Annotated in this window: 19 protein-coding genes; 11 read left to right on the forward strand and 8 right to left on the reverse strand. The window is 36.6% G+C overall.

The features are described 5' to 3' along the window. The first annotated feature begins 7 nt into the window (after window positions 1-7). The 8 genes from AC559H_RS10065 (at window position 8) to AC559H_RS10100 (ending at window position 4,635) form a co-directional block, all read left to right on the forward strand. On the forward strand, window positions 8-964 hold the full coding sequence (locus tag AC559H_RS10065) for an ABC transporter permease (protein ID WP_026794480.1): 957 nt from the start codon (window positions 8-10) through the stop codon (window positions 962-964). 9 nt (window positions 965-973) lie between these two features. Continuing rightward, window positions 974-1,891 carry an ABC transporter permease gene (locus AC559H_RS10070; RefSeq protein WP_026788946.1) on the forward strand — a complete coding sequence of 306 codons (918 nt, stop codon included), beginning with the start codon at window positions 974-976 and terminating at the stop codon, window positions 1,889-1,891. A gap of 106 nt (window positions 1,892-1,997) precedes the next feature. Next, window positions 1,998-2,306 carry a UPF0175 family protein gene (locus AC559H_RS10075; RefSeq protein ID WP_026788945.1) on the forward strand — a complete coding sequence of 103 codons (309 nt, stop codon included), beginning with the start codon at window positions 1,998-2,000 and terminating at the stop codon, window positions 2,304-2,306. Next, window positions 2,299-2,649, forward strand: a complete 351-nt coding sequence (locus AC559H_RS10080) for a type II toxin-antitoxin system RelE/ParE family toxin (protein ID WP_026794481.1) — start codon at window positions 2,299-2,301, stop codon at window positions 2,647-2,649. The genes AC559H_RS10075 and AC559H_RS10080 overlap by 8 nt, the downstream gene beginning before the upstream one ends. Continuing rightward, window positions 2,646-2,834: a hypothetical protein gene (locus AC559H_RS10085; RefSeq protein WP_026794482.1), complete on the forward strand. Its 189-nt coding sequence runs from the start codon at window positions 2,646-2,648 to the stop codon at window positions 2,832-2,834. Before AC559H_RS10080 ends, AC559H_RS10085 begins: the two co-directional genes overlap by 4 nt. 54 nt (window positions 2,835-2,888) lie before the next feature. Beyond that, window positions 2,889-3,416, forward strand: a complete 528-nt coding sequence (locus tag AC559H_RS10090; RefSeq protein WP_026794483.1) for a pentapeptide repeat-containing protein — start codon at window positions 2,889-2,891, stop codon at window positions 3,414-3,416. 78 nt (window positions 3,417-3,494) lie between these two features. Beyond that, a complete protein-coding gene (locus AC559H_RS10095) occupies window positions 3,495-4,286 on the forward strand; it encodes an SDR family NAD(P)-dependent oxidoreductase (protein ID WP_026794484.1) in 792 nt (263 codons plus the stop codon). A 25-nt stretch (window positions 4,287-4,311) separates the two neighbouring features. Further along, the gene (locus tag AC559H_RS10100; protein ID WP_026794485.1) at window positions 4,312-4,635 is read left to right on the forward strand and encodes a hypothetical protein; all 324 of its coding nucleotides are present in this window, start codon (window positions 4,312-4,314) and stop codon (window positions 4,633-4,635) included. Between the two features lie 62 nt (window positions 4,636-4,697). Here the strand turns inward: AC559H_RS10100 and AC559H_RS10105 are convergent, their stop codons facing one another. The 4 genes from AC559H_RS10105 to AC559H_RS10120 all read right to left on the reverse strand — a co-directional run bounded on the left by AC559H_RS10105 (window position 4,698) and on the right by AC559H_RS10120 (window position 5,552). After that, the gene (locus AC559H_RS10105) at window positions 4,698-4,877 is read right to left on the reverse strand and encodes a type II toxin-antitoxin system HicA family toxin (protein ID WP_026788940.1); all 180 of its coding nucleotides are present in this window, start codon (window positions 4,875-4,877) and stop codon (window positions 4,698-4,700) included. Further along, the gene (locus tag AC559H_RS10110; protein WP_026788939.1) at window positions 4,874-5,065 is read right to left on the reverse strand and encodes a type II toxin-antitoxin system HicB family antitoxin; all 192 of its coding nucleotides are present in this window, start codon (window positions 5,063-5,065) and stop codon (window positions 4,874-4,876) included. Before AC559H_RS10110 ends, AC559H_RS10105 begins: the two co-directional genes overlap by 4 nt. A 96-nt stretch (window positions 5,066-5,161) precedes the next feature. Continuing rightward, window positions 5,162-5,338, reverse strand: a complete 177-nt coding sequence (locus AC559H_RS10115) for a hypothetical protein (RefSeq protein ID WP_193372509.1) — start codon at window positions 5,336-5,338, stop codon at window positions 5,162-5,164. Beyond that, window positions 5,328-5,552: an addiction module protein gene (locus tag AC559H_RS10120; RefSeq protein WP_026788938.1), complete on the reverse strand. Its 225-nt coding sequence runs from the start codon at window positions 5,550-5,552 to the stop codon at window positions 5,328-5,330. Before AC559H_RS10120 ends, AC559H_RS10115 begins: the two co-directional genes overlap by 11 nt. A 293-nt stretch (window positions 5,553-5,845) precedes the next feature. On the opposite strand from AC559H_RS10120, the gene AC559H_RS10125 reads away from it, so the two are divergent. Both AC559H_RS10125 and AC559H_RS10130 read left to right on the forward strand, forming a co-directional pair. Beyond that, on the forward strand, window positions 5,846-7,684 hold the full coding sequence (locus tag AC559H_RS10125; RefSeq protein ID WP_081693651.1) for a WD40 domain-containing protein: 1,839 nt from the start codon (window positions 5,846-5,848) through the stop codon (window positions 7,682-7,684). A 326-nt stretch (window positions 7,685-8,010) separates the two neighbouring features. Continuing rightward, window positions 8,011-9,579 carry an NAD(P)H-quinone oxidoreductase subunit N gene (locus tag AC559H_RS10130; RefSeq protein WP_026794486.1) on the forward strand — a complete coding sequence of 523 codons (1,569 nt, stop codon included), beginning with the start codon at window positions 8,011-8,013 and terminating at the stop codon, window positions 9,577-9,579. 120 nt (window positions 9,580-9,699) lie between these two features. Here AC559H_RS10130 and AC559H_RS10135 read toward each other — a convergent pair whose 3' ends face one another. Then, the gene (locus AC559H_RS10135) at window positions 9,700-10,872 is read right to left on the reverse strand and encodes an RNA-guided endonuclease InsQ/TnpB family protein (protein ID WP_339373192.1); all 1,173 of its coding nucleotides are present in this window, start codon (window positions 10,870-10,872) and stop codon (window positions 9,700-9,702) included. A 361-nt stretch (window positions 10,873-11,233) separates the two neighbouring features. Between AC559H_RS10135 and AC559H_RS10140 the strand changes: the two genes are divergently transcribed. Beyond that, window positions 11,234-11,611, forward strand: coding sequence for a PH domain-containing protein (locus AC559H_RS10140; RefSeq protein WP_026794488.1), 378 nt, complete (start codon window positions 11,234-11,236; stop codon window positions 11,609-11,611). Window positions 11,612-11,628: 17 nt separating this feature from the next. Here the strand turns inward: AC559H_RS10140 and AC559H_RS10145 are convergent, their stop codons facing one another. The 3 genes from AC559H_RS10145 to AC559H_RS10155 form a co-directional block, all read right to left on the reverse strand. Further along, the gene (locus AC559H_RS10145) at window positions 11,629-13,620 is read right to left on the reverse strand and encodes a transglutaminase-like domain-containing protein (protein ID WP_036833119.1); all 1,992 of its coding nucleotides are present in this window, start codon (window positions 13,618-13,620) and stop codon (window positions 11,629-11,631) included. After that, window positions 13,617-14,969 (reverse strand): DUF58 domain-containing protein, encoded by a 1,353-nt coding sequence (locus AC559H_RS10150; protein ID WP_026788934.1) that lies wholly within the window; start codon window positions 14,967-14,969, stop codon window positions 13,617-13,619. Before AC559H_RS10150 ends, AC559H_RS10145 begins: the two co-directional genes overlap by 4 nt. Before the next feature lie 61 nt (window positions 14,970-15,030). Next, the gene (locus AC559H_RS10155; protein ID WP_233422946.1) at window positions 15,031-15,672 is read right to left on the reverse strand and encodes a PAP/fibrillin family protein; all 642 of its coding nucleotides are present in this window, start codon (window positions 15,670-15,672) and stop codon (window positions 15,031-15,033) included. Window positions 15,673-15,881: the final 209 nt, after the last annotated feature.

Below are 15,881 nucleotides of genomic sequence, written 5' to 3' on the forward strand. Positions count from 1 at the left end.
ACCCACCATGACCCGATACCTAATTAACCGGATTTTAACCTCCATTCCCACCCTAATAGCTATTAGTATGGTAGTGTTTTTAATCCTAGCATTAGCTCCCGGTAATCCGATGGGAGAATTTGCTAATAATCCTTCAATTACACCCGAAGTTAGAGAAAATATTAAGCGATCGCTAGGTTTAGATCAACCGATTCCGATCAGGTATTTAAAATGGATTTGGGCATTTTTACAAGGAGATCTAGGCTATTCCTTTACCAGTCGTAGCCCGGTTTTGGATTTAATTTTCCAACGTTTACCGACAACTCTTTGGATTATGGGCGCGGCTTATAGTTTAGCGGTTTTAATCGCCTTTCCTTTGGGGATTATTTCGGCATTAAAACGCTATTCTTTTTGGGATCAAATTATCACAACGGTTTCCTTTATTGGGTTTTCCTTACCCACATTTTTTACCGGGTTACTATTTATTATTATTTTCAGTGTTCAACTTAAATGGCTTCCTTTTATTTATAATAGTACCTTAGAAGTGACAAATTTACAAACATTTTGGCAACAAATCCAACAGTCTATTATGCCCGTTTGTGTGTTAGGATTCTATCAAGCTGCAATTTTAATGCGGTTTATTCGTTCTTCTTTTTTAGAACAGTTGAATCAAAATTATGTTCGTACCGCTTATGCTAAAGGTTTACCAAAATTGAATGTAATTAATGGTCATATTTTAAGAAATGCCTTAATTCCGGTCGTAACCTTAATTGCTTTACAAATTCCCGGTTTATTTGCTGGATCATTAGTCACCGAACAGGTGTTTAGGATTCCCGGTATTGGAGCGTTATTAATTGATTCAATTTTTCGCAGTGATACCCCGGTAATCATGGGAATTACGATGGTTTATGCAATTTTAGTGGTAATTTTCAACTTATTTGCTGATATTTTATATGGATTTTTAGATCCTAGAGTTCAATATTAATTATTAAATATGACTGTAATTAAACCTTCAGAAACAACTTCCAAAAACCGCCAACCCAGAAGCCTAATTCAGACTGCTTGGCGACAGTTTAAACGGGATAAAATCGCCCTTTTAGGATTAATTATTTTAGGATTAATGATTTTATCTGTAATTATTGGCCCTGGGATTTATGGAATTTCTCCGACAGAAATTGATTTTGTTAATTCCCTTTCTCCGCCAACGGGAAAACATTTTTTTGGAACTAATGATTTAGGACAGGATCAATTAGCCCGTTTATTAATAGGAGGACGAGTTTCTTTAACCGTTGGTGTCGCAGCCATGGCGGTAGCAATTTTATTCGGAACATTAGTAGGGGCGATCGCCGGATTTTATGGGGGAATTATTGATAGTTTGCTAATGCGATTAACAGATTTATTTATTTCTTTACCCCAATTACCTGTATTATTATTAGTAATCTATTTATTTCGAGAATCTATCAAACAAATTGTCGGGCCAGAAGTGGGAATTTTCCTATTAATTATTATAGTAGTTGGCGGGTTAAATTGGATGTCGGTAGCGCGATTAGTTAGGGCGAGTTTTCTAACCACAAGAGAACAGGATTTTGTCACCGCAGCTAAAGCTATTGGTGCGTCTTCTCGGCGATTAATTTGGGTACATATTCTCCCGAATGTTTTGAGTCCGGTAATTGTAGCAGCGACTTTAGCGGTGGGAACTGCTATTATTACAGAATCGACATTAAGTTTTTTAGGATTAGGATTTCCCCCCGACGTTCCTACCTGGGGAAGAATGCTTTATGATGCTCAAAACTATTTAGAAACCGCCCCCTATTTAGCTTTATTTCCCGGGTTAGCGATTTTTTTAACGGTTTTGAGTATCAATGCTGTGGGGGATGGTTTAAGGGATGCTTTAGATCCCCAATCCCATTAATTTATTGTTATGTAAAATACACAATTTTTTCTAATTGGAAATTAATAATGGAGAAATTAGTTATATTTAAAAAGTACAATAAAACCATAACTATCTAATAAAATCCATGAACTTGACTCTCCCCACTGAACTCCTGCAAACCGCCCAAATGACTGAAGCAGAAATGCTTCAGGAAATTGCCATTATGCTTTATCAGCAGCAGCGTATTTACTTAGAACAAGCTGCAAAAATCACCGAAATGACCATCCATGATTTCTACCAACTGCTCGTTGATCGCAATCTGATCACGCCACCCACTGACCCCGACGACGAACCCAACGAACTTATTCTCGCCAGTCTTCGCACTTCCCTTCAACAAGCTAAAGAAGGTAAAGTACAACCTATATCTGAACTGTGGGATAACATTGATGTCTGAACAAATCCCCTACATTAAAATTTTTTTCTCCGATGATTTCAAGACCAGAATTCGCGCCCTTGCGAAACGCTATCGTAGTATTCGCAATGACCTACAACCCTTAATTAATGACCTTCAATCGGGCAACTTTATCGGCGATCAAATTCAAGGAACGGGCTACACTGTCTTTAAGGTTCGCCTCAAAAATAATGACATTTCAAAGGGTAAAAGTAGCGGATATCGTGTTATTTATCAACTTAAAGATAATACTTGTATCCTGATGCTGCTCATCTATGCAAAATCTGACCAAACAGACATTTCAACTAACCAAATTCGAGATGTAATCAATAAATTTTACCAATGATTAACTTAACTCTCGGTCAAATCTTGCGTCAATTTAGCCTAATTTTAATTAGTCTAGGTTTAATTATAGCTTGTAATTCAATATTTGCACCCGACAAGAAAAATTCTAATATTCTTAAAGTTGCCACCGATCCCGCTTGTCCCCCCTTTCAATTTCAAGAAAATCAAGTTTTACCTAAGAATTGACATGATGGATTTTATGTGTTATTAATTAAGTTATAAAATTAAACATAGTCAACCATGAAATATAAATTATTGGCAATTTTAGCCATGTTTACACCCGTTATTTTTGTGGCCCCAACGGTGGCTCAATCTAATACAACTGATCCGGCTGTTTTTTTAAAAGGTAATGCTCGCTCCTGTCAAGGATGTAATTTACAAGGGGCAGATTTAAGCAAGCAAAGCCGAGTTAATGCTCAACTGAGACAAGCCGATTTGACCAATGCCAACTTTAATGATGCCAACTTCCGAGGAGCATTTTTTACCTGTGCAAACCTCTCCAATAGCACCATGAGAAACACTAATTTTTCCTTTGCTAATTTTGTCGATGCTAACTTAAGTGGAGTCGATTTAAGTGGCGCAGATTTAAGTAGAACGGACTTAAGTGGAGCAATTATTGATGAAAGAACTAATTTTTCTGGAGCTAACTTAACTGGAGCAAAACTCTGGGATGCAGCCACAATTTTCCGACCCGGAATGGATTTAAGTACAATTCCGCGAGATTACACAATAGAAAGTCAGCGCGTCAAATGCAATAACAGAAGATAACATCAGTCATCAGTCATCAGTTATCAGTTATCAGTCATCAGTTTATTACCCATTACCTATTACCTATTACCTATTTATATGACATCAACAGTTTTGATTACAGGTGCGTCTCAAGGAACGGGTAAAGCAACAGCTTTATTATTTGCAAAAAAAGGCTATAATGTAATTTTAGCTGCCCGGGAATCGGAACGTTTAGAAACCCTAGCAAATGAAGTTTTATCTTTAGGGGTTTCTACCCTAGCGATTCCGACAGATGTAACTAATATTGAGCAGGTTAAATATTTAGTCAATCAATCCTTAGATTATTATGAAAGTATTGATGTTTTAGTAAATAATGCTGGAATTTGTTTGACCGCATCGGTGGAACATACAACCCTAGAAGATTGGCATAAATTAATGAATACAAACTTCTTTGGTTATGTAAATATGATTCATACATTATTACCCCATTTCTTGAAACAGAAACAAGGGACGATTGTGAATGTTGGTTCCTTCGGGGGAAAAATGCCCATGCCCCAAATGGCAGCCTATTGTGCGAGTAAATATGCGGTGACGGGACTCACGGAATCCTTGAGATTAGAACTGCAAAAAAAAGGAATTCATGTCTGTGCTGTTCATCCGGGGATTATTAATAGTAATTTTATGGAAAGAGCGCAATTTCGTGGGGAAGATGAGTTAGAAATTGAACAACTGCGTCAACGCTTGGATTCCGCTTTAGCTTCGACTTGGGTGAGTCAACCGGAAGATATTGCCGAAGCGATTTGGAATGCGGTGGAGAAAAAACAAGCTGAAGTGGTGGTTGGGCCAGCCCTATTAGCAACAGAAACCTATCGATTATTTCCTGGATTAATCCAGTTAATTTTGAATTAAAAACACCCCAATTGTATTATATCAAATGGCTAAAAAATATTTAATTTTTGCTAGTCCTTATATTTTTAGGATTACAAGTATGGAAGTTCAGCCATCAAGTCATCATCCTTATACTTTAATGGGTGCAATTTGTTTTGATCGTTATGAAGGAGAAAAATGGTTTGAAAAAGCGATTGAAAGAGGTGCTTCTCGTGAGTCTATTGATGTAGAAATTAAGAAATCTGTAGCTAGAATGAAAGATAAAGATAAAAGAGATAAAATGATTAGAGATTTAATTAAAAAGGATTCACGCAGGTATAGTTGGGCTAATAAGTATTTAAGTAAAAACACTCACAAAAAATTAAGTTAAACTTTGAAATTGATTGGGCGATCGCTTTTTGGGGTAAAGGGGAGTTAGTGGTGCGATCACTATTAAGGATTTTGAAGCATTTTAAGTATATGTTTAGCTAAATTCTGATTAATTTCTCGATGTCTAGCAATAGGTTGTGAAATCTTTGTCATCGGATTTTGATACCAATCATGGTTTCCACCATGTCTAATAAAAACACAGCCCATTTCTTCTAATTGTTTAATTAAATCTCTCCTTTTCATAATAACTCCAATTCTGCAACTTTTCTGACAGAAGGAATATTATTGCTACTAAATTCGTGATACAAGTCTAATAAATTTTGTTGTAATTCTTCTAAAGAAGTTCCTTGAGTCCAATAATCAGGATATTCTTCTAAGTAACCAATAAACATATCCTCATCTTGCCAATAAATGTATTTTTTCTTATCCATTGCTTTAATGTTAATTTTGATAGCTATGCCAAATATTATATCAACAAAATAATGAAATTAAGAACTTTTGCGATCGCTTTTTGAGGTAAAGGGGAGTTAGTGGTGCGATCGCTTTTTGGGATGTAAGTGAGTTAAAAGTGCGATCGCTATAAACGTCTTTTCCACAACTCTAATAAACTCCGATCCCAGTTGACTAATTTGTGATTCATACCACTGATAAGCCTCATCTAAATCTAATTCAGCCTCCTCTGAAATTTTAATTTTATATATCATTTTTAATAATTCTTTGCTTAACTACTTCCCAAGATTCACCTTGATTTTCAATATTTTGATAGGATGCTAAACGCCGATCTAATTCTTGTTTCTGAGATTGAGTTAAAGGAATTTGATCCGCATTAATAACAATACTATCCCAAATATCTTCTATTAATTTAATCTTTTCGGGAATAGTTAGGGGTAAAATTTGTTCAGACAAGAGACTATTCATAAATTAAACCATGTAACTTGATAATCTTACCTTAGCTTAACTGATTTTTATCATTTTGTGTCATTTTTAATGATTGCAAATCGCTCTTGGGAGTTAGTGGTGCGTTAGCGCAGCTTACCGTAGGTATCGCTCTTTAGGATTTAGGGAAGGTTGAGGTGCGATCGCTCTTTAGTGTGGGGGAGTTGGTGGTGCGATCGCTGCGATGGAGCATCTATATTTTTAATAATTTTATCACCCCAATCAATTAAAATAAAATCAGTGATTTCACCAAATCAGAGGGGATTGATAGACCCATGTACATGAATGATTATCTCAAAGACAAACAAGCAGAATTTATTCATCGCCTCAAAACTGGATTAAGCAGTTTACTCTGTTATCAAAGACAGGGAATCTATGGAGAGATTAAAACCCTTTCTGGTCAAGACTTAAACCCCATTCGTCAACACGCTTGGGATATGGTTAGAAAATATAGGAAAGCTGACCCCCAGGTGGTTTTCAGGAATACGATGATGGGAAAATTGGGAGAAGAAATAGTTAAGAAATATTTAGGGGATTTTGTCAGTAATATTAACTATGAAATTATCCCCGAAAGTGGTGATGGTCGAATTGATCTCCGTATTGGTACGGATGATTCTATCGGAATTCAAGTTAAAACTCGCTATAGTTTCCCAACTTCAGCGCAATGGTGGGTAAGTTGGGAAGAAATCACTAAAAATCAAGCTATTGTTTGTATATTAATTTATTCTAATTCTCCGAATATTGTTAGATTTGATGAGTTTCAATCAGAATATTCCGCAATTATTGCCGGGTTTATACCCGCAAGTTTACTTCAGAAACGTATAGAACAAAAAGAAATCGGTTTAGAATATCATCAGAATAAAAGTATTGTTAAATTGAATATTAGTGACTTACATTATGGCGATGGTCTAAGAAATTTCTTAAAAGGATTAACTAATAATCCTGAATTTTACCTAGAATCAGGCTTAAATTGTGCCGAACAACAGAAAGATTATACCTCAGCGATTAAAAACTATACCAAAGCACTAAAACTGCAACCAACTTATGCAGACGCCTATCGCTATCGCGGCTTGGCTTACTTTAAATTAGGCAAAAACACCGAAGCAATTGATGATTTATTAGATGCTTCCGATTTATATTCAAAACAAGGCAATATTAACGCAGTTCAAAATATTAATTTAATGATTAGAGATGCTCAAAAAATTAATCAAGTTCTCCCTTCCTTGCCAAAATGGAATTGTATCCAAACCATAAAAGCCCATTCTGCTCATATTTTTTGCTGTACTATTAGCACCAACGGTCAAATTTTAGTTACCGGAAGTAAAGATAAAACCGTTAAGGTTTTAAATCCCAAAACTGGAGAAATATTACACAGTTTTACAGGACATCGAGATTATATTTATGCCGTGGCGATTAGTCCGAATAATTCCTTAATTGCCAGTGGTAGTTGTGATAATACCATAAAACTCTGGAATTTAAAAACCGGAGAATTAATTAAAACTATTACAATTCATTCCCATTATATCACCAGTTTAAAATTCACTCCCGATGGCGAAAACTTAATTAGTGGTAGTTGGGATTATACCGTGCAGTTATGGAAAGTCGCAACCGGAGAAAACCTGAGAACTCTTTATAGACATTCTGGCGAAGTTGATTGTGTTGATATGACTTCCAATTGGGATTTTATTGTTAGTGGAGGCCGGGATAAACGAGTAATTATTTGGGACTTGAGAAATATGAAAATTTGCCGGACTTTAATTCAACGATTTTATATTAGATCCTTAGCAATTAGTCCCGATAATCAATTCATTGTCACCAGTAGCGATGATGGTAAAATCTTTATTTGGAATCTGCAAAAAGGTCAACTCCTCCACACCTTAAATCATCATAAAAATTGGATTTATACTGTTGCCATTAGTCCCGATGGTAATATAATAGCTAGTTGTAGTGCTGATCAAACCATTAATATATGGAATTTACACACCGGAGAATTAATTGATAGTTTAAACCCTCAAGGCGGTGCAATTTATTCAGTTACATTTATTACCCAAGATGGTCATACTCTTGCTAGTAGTCATGGAGATGGCACAATTAAAATTTGGCAACAAACGTAGTAAGCCCTTTAGGGCTTCATTCCCCAAACTTAGAGAAAAAATCACACTCCTAAAAGTAGTAAGCCCTTTAGGGCTTCATTCCCCAGAATTAGTAACAAAACCCAAAACCAATAACAAGAAATTAAATTTATTAGTATTAGGTTTAGGGGATTAAGCCCTGAAGGGCTTACTACGGAGGCCCCTGATTAAGCCCGGTCGGGCTTACTACGGAGGCCCCTGTCTGCTATCCTTAAACAGATGTTAAAACGTGGTCAAATTATTGGGAATTGAGAGGAATTCTCAAAGTCCCATTAGTTGTAAACGGTATTATCCATTTAGGTTAGACTATGGATTTTTCGACTCTTGTAGCCCAGTTGAATACTGGGGTTATTTGGCCAGAAGGGATTGTGATTATTACCCTCTTGGTGGTGTTGGTGGGTGATTTAATTGTCGGGCGCAGTCGGTCTTCTCTGTGGACACCTTATGCGGCGATCGCGGGTTTACTGATTTCCGTCGGCGTATTATACACTCAATGGGACAATAGAAATACCATCGCCTTCCTCGGCAGTTTCAATGGCGATGACCTGAGCATCGTGTTTCGGGGGATTATTGCCATAACTTCAGCCGTCACTATTTTGATGTCCATTCGCTACATTGAACAGACGGGAACCGCCTTAGCTGAATTTATCGCCATTCTATTAACCGCAACATTAGGGGCAATGTTCCTCTCCGGGGCGAATGAATTAGTCACCATTTTTGTGGCTTTGGAAACCTTAAGTATCTCCTCTTATTTATTAACAGGATATACCAAACGTGACCCCCGTTCCAATGAAGCTGCGTTGAAATATTTATTAATTGGAGCCGCCAGTTCCGCCGTATTTCTTTATGGTTTATCCCTACTATATGGACTATCGGGCGGTCAAACCAATTTAACCGAAATTGCCAAGGTTTTAGCCCAATCAAATGGCGAATCTTTAGCGGTGGTTATCGCTTTAGTTTTCGTAATTGCTGGAATTTCTTTTAAAATTTCTGCGGTTCCCTTTCACCAATGGACACCGGACGTTTATGAAGGTTCACCAACTCCAGTGGTGGCATTTTTATCCGTCGGTTCCAAAGCCGCAGGGTTTGCCCTAGCCATTCGTTTACTAATTAACGCCTTCCCCTCCGTTGCCGATGAATGGCGGTTTGTATTCACCGCCCTAGCCATCCTGAGTATGATCTTAGGAAACGTGGTAGCCTTGGCGCAAACGGGCATGAAACGGATGTTAGCCTATTCTTCCATTGCCCAAGCCGGGTTTGTGATGATTGGGTTAATTGCCGGAACTGAAGCGGGATATTCCAGCATGGTATTCTACCTGTTGATTTATCTGTTTATGAACTTGGGTGGCTTCATTTGTGTGATTCTATTCTCCTTGAGAACCGGAACCGATCAAATTAGTGAATATAGTGGATTGTATCAAAAAGATCCCCTATTAACCCTGTGTTTAAGTATTTGTCTATTATCCCTGGGTGGTATTCCCCCCTTAGCTGGATTTTTTGGCAAAATTTACCTGTTTTGGGCAGGTTGGCAAGCGGGTCTATATAGTTTAGTATTGTTGGGTTTAGTCACCAGTGTGATCTCGATTTATTACTATATTCGAGTCGTAAAAATGATGGTGGTCAAAGAACCCCAAGAAATGTCGGATGTGGTGAAAAACTATCCCGCAGTTCAGTGGAATTTACCTGGAATGCGTCCCCTACAAGTGGGTTTAGTTTTAACTTTGGTAGCAACTTCTTTGGCGGGGATTTTATCAAATCCGTTATTTACCTTATCCACCGAAGCTGTTACCCACAGCACCATGTTTGACGGTGTATTGGTGAAAACAAAAACCGTTGCTCATCTAACAAAATCTCCGTTAATTTCCCAACGAGATTAGATACCCTTAAATTCCTATTAACAATGGGGACTTTGATCTTTTGTTTCCCCCCTCCCCCCTATTTTTATTTTAGGGGGGTTTTTGACATCCACCCCGCCGTAAAACGGGCGGTGATTCCATCTATTTCAACAAATCAAAGATTGACAATTGTTGAAATTCTGGAAGGGTTGACGCTTCGCCGAGATGTGCTTTCTTTGCAGAAAGTCTTACCTTCTCTCCACGTCCGTTTAGAGTCTCCGAAAGCCCTCCGGCGACTAAAATATTTACTGCGGCATTGACATCTCGATCATGAGAAGTGCCACAATTAAGACAAATCCACTCTCTAATATTTAGCTCTTTTTTGCCACCGCGAAAACCGCAGCAAGAGCAAATTTGAGAAGTTGGAGTCCACCTATTAATCACTCGAAAATCACGCCCGTACATCAATGACTTAGCTTCTAACATAGTTCTAAAACTACGCCAACCTAAATCAGAAATAGCGCGAGATAATTTTCTGTTCTTAACCATCCCTGAAACATTCAAGTCTTCCAAGACTATTGTTTGGTTTTCACGAATAATCTTAGTTGACAATTTATGTAAAAAATCGTTTCTAGTATCAGAAATATTAGCGTGAAGTTTAGCTAGTTTCTTTCTAGCAACTTCCCTTCTTTTACTACCCTTCTGTTTTCTTGACAAATTTTGCTGTAATCTCCTTAAACGCTTTAACTGTTTCTTTAAAGGTTTAGGAGATTTAACTTTTTCGCCATTACTTAGTGTAGCAAAATCAGTTATCCCTAAGTCAATTCCAACACTTCTTCCATTCTTTGCTAATTGTTGAGGATTAAATTCAACTACAAAGCTAACAAAGTACCTGTGGGCACTATCTTTAATTAGGGTAGCACTAGAAGGCGTTGCGGGTAACTCTCTACTCCAAATCACTTTGATATCACCTATTTTAGCTAGGTGAATGTAATCAGAATTAGGATAGAGTTTAAACCCGTTATCCATAAATCTAGCGGATTGCTTAAATTTACGTTTCTTAAATTTAGGCGGCTTAACTTTCTTGCCTTTTCTTTGCCCTTTATAGGATTTAAAAAAGTTTGAATAAGCCTGCTCTAAATCTCTCAAAGACTGCTGCAAGGGAACAGAGGAAACTTCTGTTAACCATTCTTTTTCCTCGGTTTTCTTGAGTTCTGTAAGTCTTTTAGAAAGTTCATTACTGGAAGGTTTTTTATTACCAGCACGATGTTGTTCTTGACAGTAAGCTAAGGCATCGTTAAAAACCACACGACAACAACCAAACAATTGGGACATTAGCCTCTTTTGTTGGTCAGTTGGGTAGATTCTATACCGATACCTTAACTTCATTCTTTGCGCTTAAAATCTTCTTCTTCAGTATACACTACAATTGAATAAAAAGCCGTCGTGGAACGGCCTGCCCTGAGCATGTCGAAGGGACGGGGTTTTAAACCCATTTTTCTGATAATAGGAATTAAAGTTTAAGGATAAAACTATCAGGTTTGTATTTGTTGGTAGAAAGAAATCTTGCGATCGCCTCGCCTGCAAAAGCTCTATAATTCAGAAATGGCAAAAGTTTTTGGAGAGTGACAGAAGAGGGATATCATGTAGATAACCTTTAAAAGACATATTCTTTAATTTGAGTTAGGAGTTAATCATGGGACTAATGGATGGATTGTTAGGTAACGCATCTGAAATCGATTCAGAAAAGCTACAGGCGGGACTGGTGAAACTTTTAGCAGAGGGTGAGTCTGTAGAAAGGGCTTATCAGTTAGTTCGGGATTTAATTGTATTCACCAATAAACGATTAATCTTTGTTGATAAACAAGGAATCACCGGAAAAAAAATTGAATATCATTCTATTCCTTACCGCAGTATTATTCATTTTAGCATTGAAACATCGGGACACTTTGACCTCGATGCTGAATTAAAAATCTGGATATCGGGAAGTTCTGCACCCATAGAAAGGGAGTTTAACAGAAGGTTAAATATCTATGAAGTTCAAAGTGTTTTAGCCTATTATGTATTGAAGTAAACCACGATTTCATATCTTCATTGATCTAGTTTTTGATAAAGATTTAACCAAGATTCAATCATCTCCTTTAATTTTTGTTTTTCGGCTTGATTAATGCTTTGAGGATCAAAACGATAACGATAATGAAGTTCAACTATAGAGGATAAATCATCTATTAACATATTTTGAGGTAACTCCCATTTTAATCGTTTCATCCAAGATTTTAAAGACTCAGAGGGATAACGAAAAAAACCTAAATTATTGAGAGATTTCTCAATCCTATAAAATTCTGAATCTGTACCCGGTTTTGGATCAGGTAAAATAGGTTGTGATCGGATTTTTTTAGACTTGAAACGATGGACTCTTTTTTTCGCCTGAAACCCAACAATTAACAATATAGGAATGATAAATAACCCGCTATATTTTAATAGATTTATGGTGGGGATAGATTTTAAAAATAGAGTCAATTGAAACCATAAAAAAGACCCAATATCGGTGATAAATTCCCATTTAGATGCCGTCCCATCTTCAAAAGCAGACCATCCCGCCGGAGTGGTATCAAAATTTTGCCAAACTCCATCTAAATAAACTAAAGTCCAAGCATGACTATCCCGACCTCGAACAATAAATTGATTCTCTAGGGGGCTAAATTCACTAACAGAAAACCCAATCGCATAACGGGCTGGAATTCCAACTTCCCGCAATAACAGTGTTGTTGCTGTGGCAAAATATTCACAGTGTCCCGACCGATTTTTGAGTAAAAAAGTAGAGAGTGGTGTGGTCTTTTGGTCTTGTCCTAATAATTTCAAAGAATAATCAAAATTATTATTAAAAAAATCTTGAACCTGTTTTAAAATTTCTTGAGGGGGTTTTCCTTTTAAATTTAATTCCTGGGCAATTTGAGCAATGGCTGGTTTTTCTGATTTAGGAATTTGTAAGTCGGCTGGCGTGGGAGAACTATCAATACTAATACTAGAATTAAATAAAACTTGATAGGATATTAAATCTGGTTTACTTTCTATTTTAACTGTACTATATTGATTTTTTTCTAAACTTAAAACAGGTAATTGATCAATTTGAAATGCTCCATTGGGAAGTTTTAATAACCCTTTTCCATCCTTTAGCTGTCCAGAAATTGTGATTTGAGAATAGTTAAAATGAGGTTTTGCTAATAACCAAGTTGTTGAATTTTGAGCAGGTTGAATCGGCTGAAATTGAGAATCTGCTGCTAACCAACTGGATAAATTATATTTATTATAGCTAGATTGTCTCAGAAGAATAGGTGTTGTTTTTTTGTCCTCCGTAGCTACTCTAAAAAATATATTATTAGAACGTTTTAAAACTCCGATATCACCCATGGCTGTCCTTCTTTGAAAGGGATCAGCATCTTGGGAAGATAAACCGCTTAATTTTTCAATTACGGCTTGTTCAAAGGTTAAATGGAGACGGTGGAGTCCCATAAATCCAACCATGCCTAAACTTCCTGAAATGATTATTAACCCTGTCCAAATTAGGGGAGAAAATCGTTTAGATCGACCAGAAAAGAGGGTAATTGCTACCAATAAAAACATCCCAACGTAAAACGATATATCTTGAATATTTACCGCACTGGTCGAGATCATACAAAGAATAAAATAGGGATAGGTTAAATTAAGATAAAAACTTTCTTGTTTTTGTGAGGACAAAAAAGAATTTAAGAATAAAAATAGATAACGAATATTAAAGCGATCGCTGATGGCATAAATTTGAGCAATGATCAGGGGAAAAAGCAGGATGGGCAGCCATTGTAATAGAGTATAAATAAATTCAATTGAGCGATTAATAATAATTAAAATAAAGGTAAATAAAATTATAAGAATTAAACAAAAATAGGCTATATTTTTAATATCTTTAGAGGATAGATCCCACCGCCATTGAATCCACCGGGAACCTTCAATAATTAAAGCCATTGGTAGGGCAAAAATTAATAGCCCTGTTTGCCATCCCCAAAAGATTAAAGTTACACCTAACAGCAAGGGTGGGGTTTTCATAGTTTCATTAACTCCTCTTGAATTTTGCCTAAATGTAATGGATAAAAAGTCGTAAAATTATTATTGAGAGATTCTAAGTCAATCTGTTGTTCAGAATTTTGATCATCTGTCACTACTAAAACCAAAGTATGAATCCCCATACTATTAAGATGATTAATTAGGGTTTTGCGGTGTTCATCCCAATCAATAAAAATACAGATACACCCACTTAATAGGGAAACCCTATCCATGATAATCGGAATAATAGAATCAAAGGTTTTATCCTGACAACAAACAACAGAGGCTAAAATTTCTAACATTTTATCTGTATGACTTAACCCTCGACCAAAGGTAAAACAATAGGCTTCATGACCGACAAACATTAAATCTAATAAAGATTCTTGAGTTTGAATTTCATAGGCAACAGAAGCAGCAATGGCGATCGCTTCTTCCAAACATTCACTATATTTTAAAGGATGAAAGGTATCTAAAATTAAAGCATGGCGGACAAAAAATTCATCCTGTTCCTCTTTAACAATTGGTTTGCCTAATTTTGCCCAACTTTTCCAATGAATTTTCCTTAAAGAATCCCCAGGACGGTAATCTCGTAAAGCTCTAAATTCTTCCGAATCTCCAACGGAAGAAGCGAGGCTAACACCACCGGATTGATATTGTTTTGAGCCGGGAAGTTTAATCGGTGGAACCTGATAAAATGGAGGAAGAATTAATAAAGATTGAGGTAAAAAAATCGTCTTTCGAGCATAGATAAGACCCAAAGGATCACAACAACAAACCGTTAAACTGGTGAATTGCAAAACTCCCCGACGTGAGGGTATAATATTAATCTCAATTTCCGTTGAACGTCGAGGAAGAAGGGGAGGCAAATCTTGAGGTTTTGCTAGGGCATATTGTTTTTGATTAATTAACCATAACCAGCGATAATAACCTAATATTTTATCAATATAATTTCGCTGTTTTTCTCCAGGTTCTGGAGTTTCAATAAACTCTTGTAGAGTCGGACGGGGATCGGCAAAATTTTCAATAATTTGCAATCCTATTTGAGTTTTATTGGTGTTATTATGAATAATAATACGCGACTTAAAAGGGACACCCACCGTGGCAAATCGGGGTAAAGTTCGAGTGGCATTAAAACGGAACCGAAACCATAGACCTGAAATGCGAGAAACCACCAGGAGAGAGACGAGAAAGGTAAATATTTGATAGGTCAAACTTTGGTTAGTATCTAATCCCAAAAAAGCCGTAACTACGACACCCGAAAGAACTATTAACCCTCGGGTTGTAAATCGTTTTCTCCGAGATTGTTTAACGGCATAACTAAAATAAAATAGGCGATAAAATAACCTTTTCATTTTTTATTAATTGAGTTATTTAACATCAGGCTTTGGTAGTGTCAGCGTCTACCTGCTGCTCTTATGGTAATTCACTTTTAACCAAAACAAATAAACTTCCATCTCCTCCTCGACCAATACGAAAAGTTTCATCGAGGTAAGTAATTTCTAAACTGGGAATGCGCCCAACGGGATTTTTTGCTGGGACAACTCGGGCGGGTTCCAGTTGCGGAGTTTTGACCCCTAAAATATTAGAAATAGCTAAATAACGTTGTTGAAAATAAACATTCAGACGGTTATTAGGCAAGCTATTGTCATCACGAACAATTTCAAAATTAGCTGTTACTTTTACATACCCAGAAATTAATCCTAATGGATGTTTAACAAAGGCTTGATTCAAAAAACTTCCCGAAGCGACATCAATAATTTGATAGATTTTCCCGACTTTTAACCCTAAAGGAAGTGAGGCTAAATTACGAATTTCTCTGGCTGTGGAATAGAGCAGTAACCAAGCTCCATCTAATAATAATGGTTTAAATAGTAAGGGTCGATAGTTGGGGTTTTTGGCCTCTAATTGAATCACCATTACTTCAATTTCTGCGGCGAGATCGGGTTTAATTTTACTGTTGGTAACGGGAGATCCTCCTATTCCTCCAAGTTGGGATTGAACTGACTCAATTTTAGCGATTAATTGTTGTTTTAAGTCCGTTTGGGTTAACATCATGAATTTCATTGAGATTATCTTTTCAATAAATCAAGTTTTAGCTAAGATATATTTTAGATGATTTCAGGTAAAAATGTAAGTCTCTTGGTTCTATATTACTGACTGTGCTGATGGGACTTAAATTGATCTTGTAGGCTTTTTGCTATATCAGGTATTGAGATAATTTACAGCCTTAGCTGACATACAGGTATAATAAGAGGATAACTCAA

Source organism: Planktothrix prolifica NIVA-CYA 540, from assembly GCF_963864145.1.
GTDB lineage: Bacteria > Cyanobacteriota > Cyanobacteriia > Cyanobacteriales > Microcoleaceae > Planktothrix > Planktothrix agardhii.

Bases quoted from the DNA above. Each gene is read 5' to 3' on its own strand.
- AC559H_RS10140 (WP_026794488.1), top strand. From the start codon at position 11,234: ATGGGACTAATGGATGGATTGTTAGGTAACGCATCTGAAATCGATTCA.
- AC559H_RS10145 (WP_036833119.1), bottom strand. From the start codon at position 13,620: ATGAAAACCCCACCCTTGCTGTTAGGTGTAACTTTAATCTTTTGGGGA.
- AC559H_RS10065 (WP_026794480.1), top strand. From the start codon at position 8: ATGACCCGATACCTAATTAACCGGATTTTAACCTCCATTCCCACCCTA.
- AC559H_RS10100 (WP_026794485.1), top strand. From the start codon at position 4,312: ATGGCTAAAAAATATTTAATTTTTGCTAGTCCTTATATTTTTAGGATT.
- AC559H_RS10090 (WP_026794483.1), top strand. From the start codon at position 2,889: ATGAAATATAAATTATTGGCAATTTTAGCCATGTTTACACCCGTTATT.
- AC559H_RS10130 (WP_026794486.1), top strand. From the start codon at position 8,011: ATGGATTTTTCGACTCTTGTAGCCCAGTTGAATACTGGGGTTATTTGG.
- AC559H_RS10095 (WP_026794484.1), top strand. From the start codon at position 3,495: ATGACATCAACAGTTTTGATTACAGGTGCGTCTCAAGGAACGGGTAAA.
- AC559H_RS10125 (WP_081693651.1), top strand. From the start codon at position 5,846: ATGTACATGAATGATTATCTCAAAGACAAACAAGCAGAATTTATTCAT.
- AC559H_RS10085 (WP_026794482.1), top strand. From the start codon at position 2,646: ATGATTAACTTAACTCTCGGTCAAATCTTGCGTCAATTTAGCCTAATT.
- AC559H_RS10150 (WP_026788934.1), bottom strand. From the start codon at position 14,969: ATGAAAAGGTTATTTTATCGCCTATTTTATTTTAGTTATGCCGTTAAA.
- AC559H_RS10155 (WP_233422946.1), bottom strand. From the start codon at position 15,672: ATGATGTTAACCCAAACGGACTTAAAACAACAATTAATCGCTAAAATT.
- AC559H_RS10105 (WP_026788940.1), bottom strand. From the start codon at position 4,877: ATGAAAAGGAGAGATTTAATTAAACAATTAGAAGAAATGGGCTGTGTT.
- AC559H_RS10075 (WP_026788945.1), top strand. From the start codon at position 1,998: ATGAACTTGACTCTCCCCACTGAACTCCTGCAAACCGCCCAAATGACT.
- AC559H_RS10110 (WP_026788939.1), bottom strand. From the start codon at position 5,065: ATGGATAAGAAAAAATACATTTATTGGCAAGATGAGGATATGTTTATT.
- AC559H_RS10120 (WP_026788938.1), bottom strand. From the start codon at position 5,552: ATGAATAGTCTCTTGTCTGAACAAATTTTACCCCTAACTATTCCCGAA.
- AC559H_RS10115 (WP_193372509.1), bottom strand. From the start codon at position 5,338: ATGATATATAAAATTAAAATTTCAGAGGAGGCTGAATTAGATTTAGAT.
- AC559H_RS10070 (WP_026788946.1), top strand. From the start codon at position 974: ATGACTGTAATTAAACCTTCAGAAACAACTTCCAAAAACCGCCAACCC.
- AC559H_RS10080 (WP_026794481.1), top strand. From the start codon at position 2,299: ATGTCTGAACAAATCCCCTACATTAAAATTTTTTTCTCCGATGATTTC.
- AC559H_RS10135 (WP_339373192.1), bottom strand. From the start codon at position 10,872: ATGTCCCAATTGTTTGGTTGTTGTCGTGTGGTTTTTAACGATGCCTTA.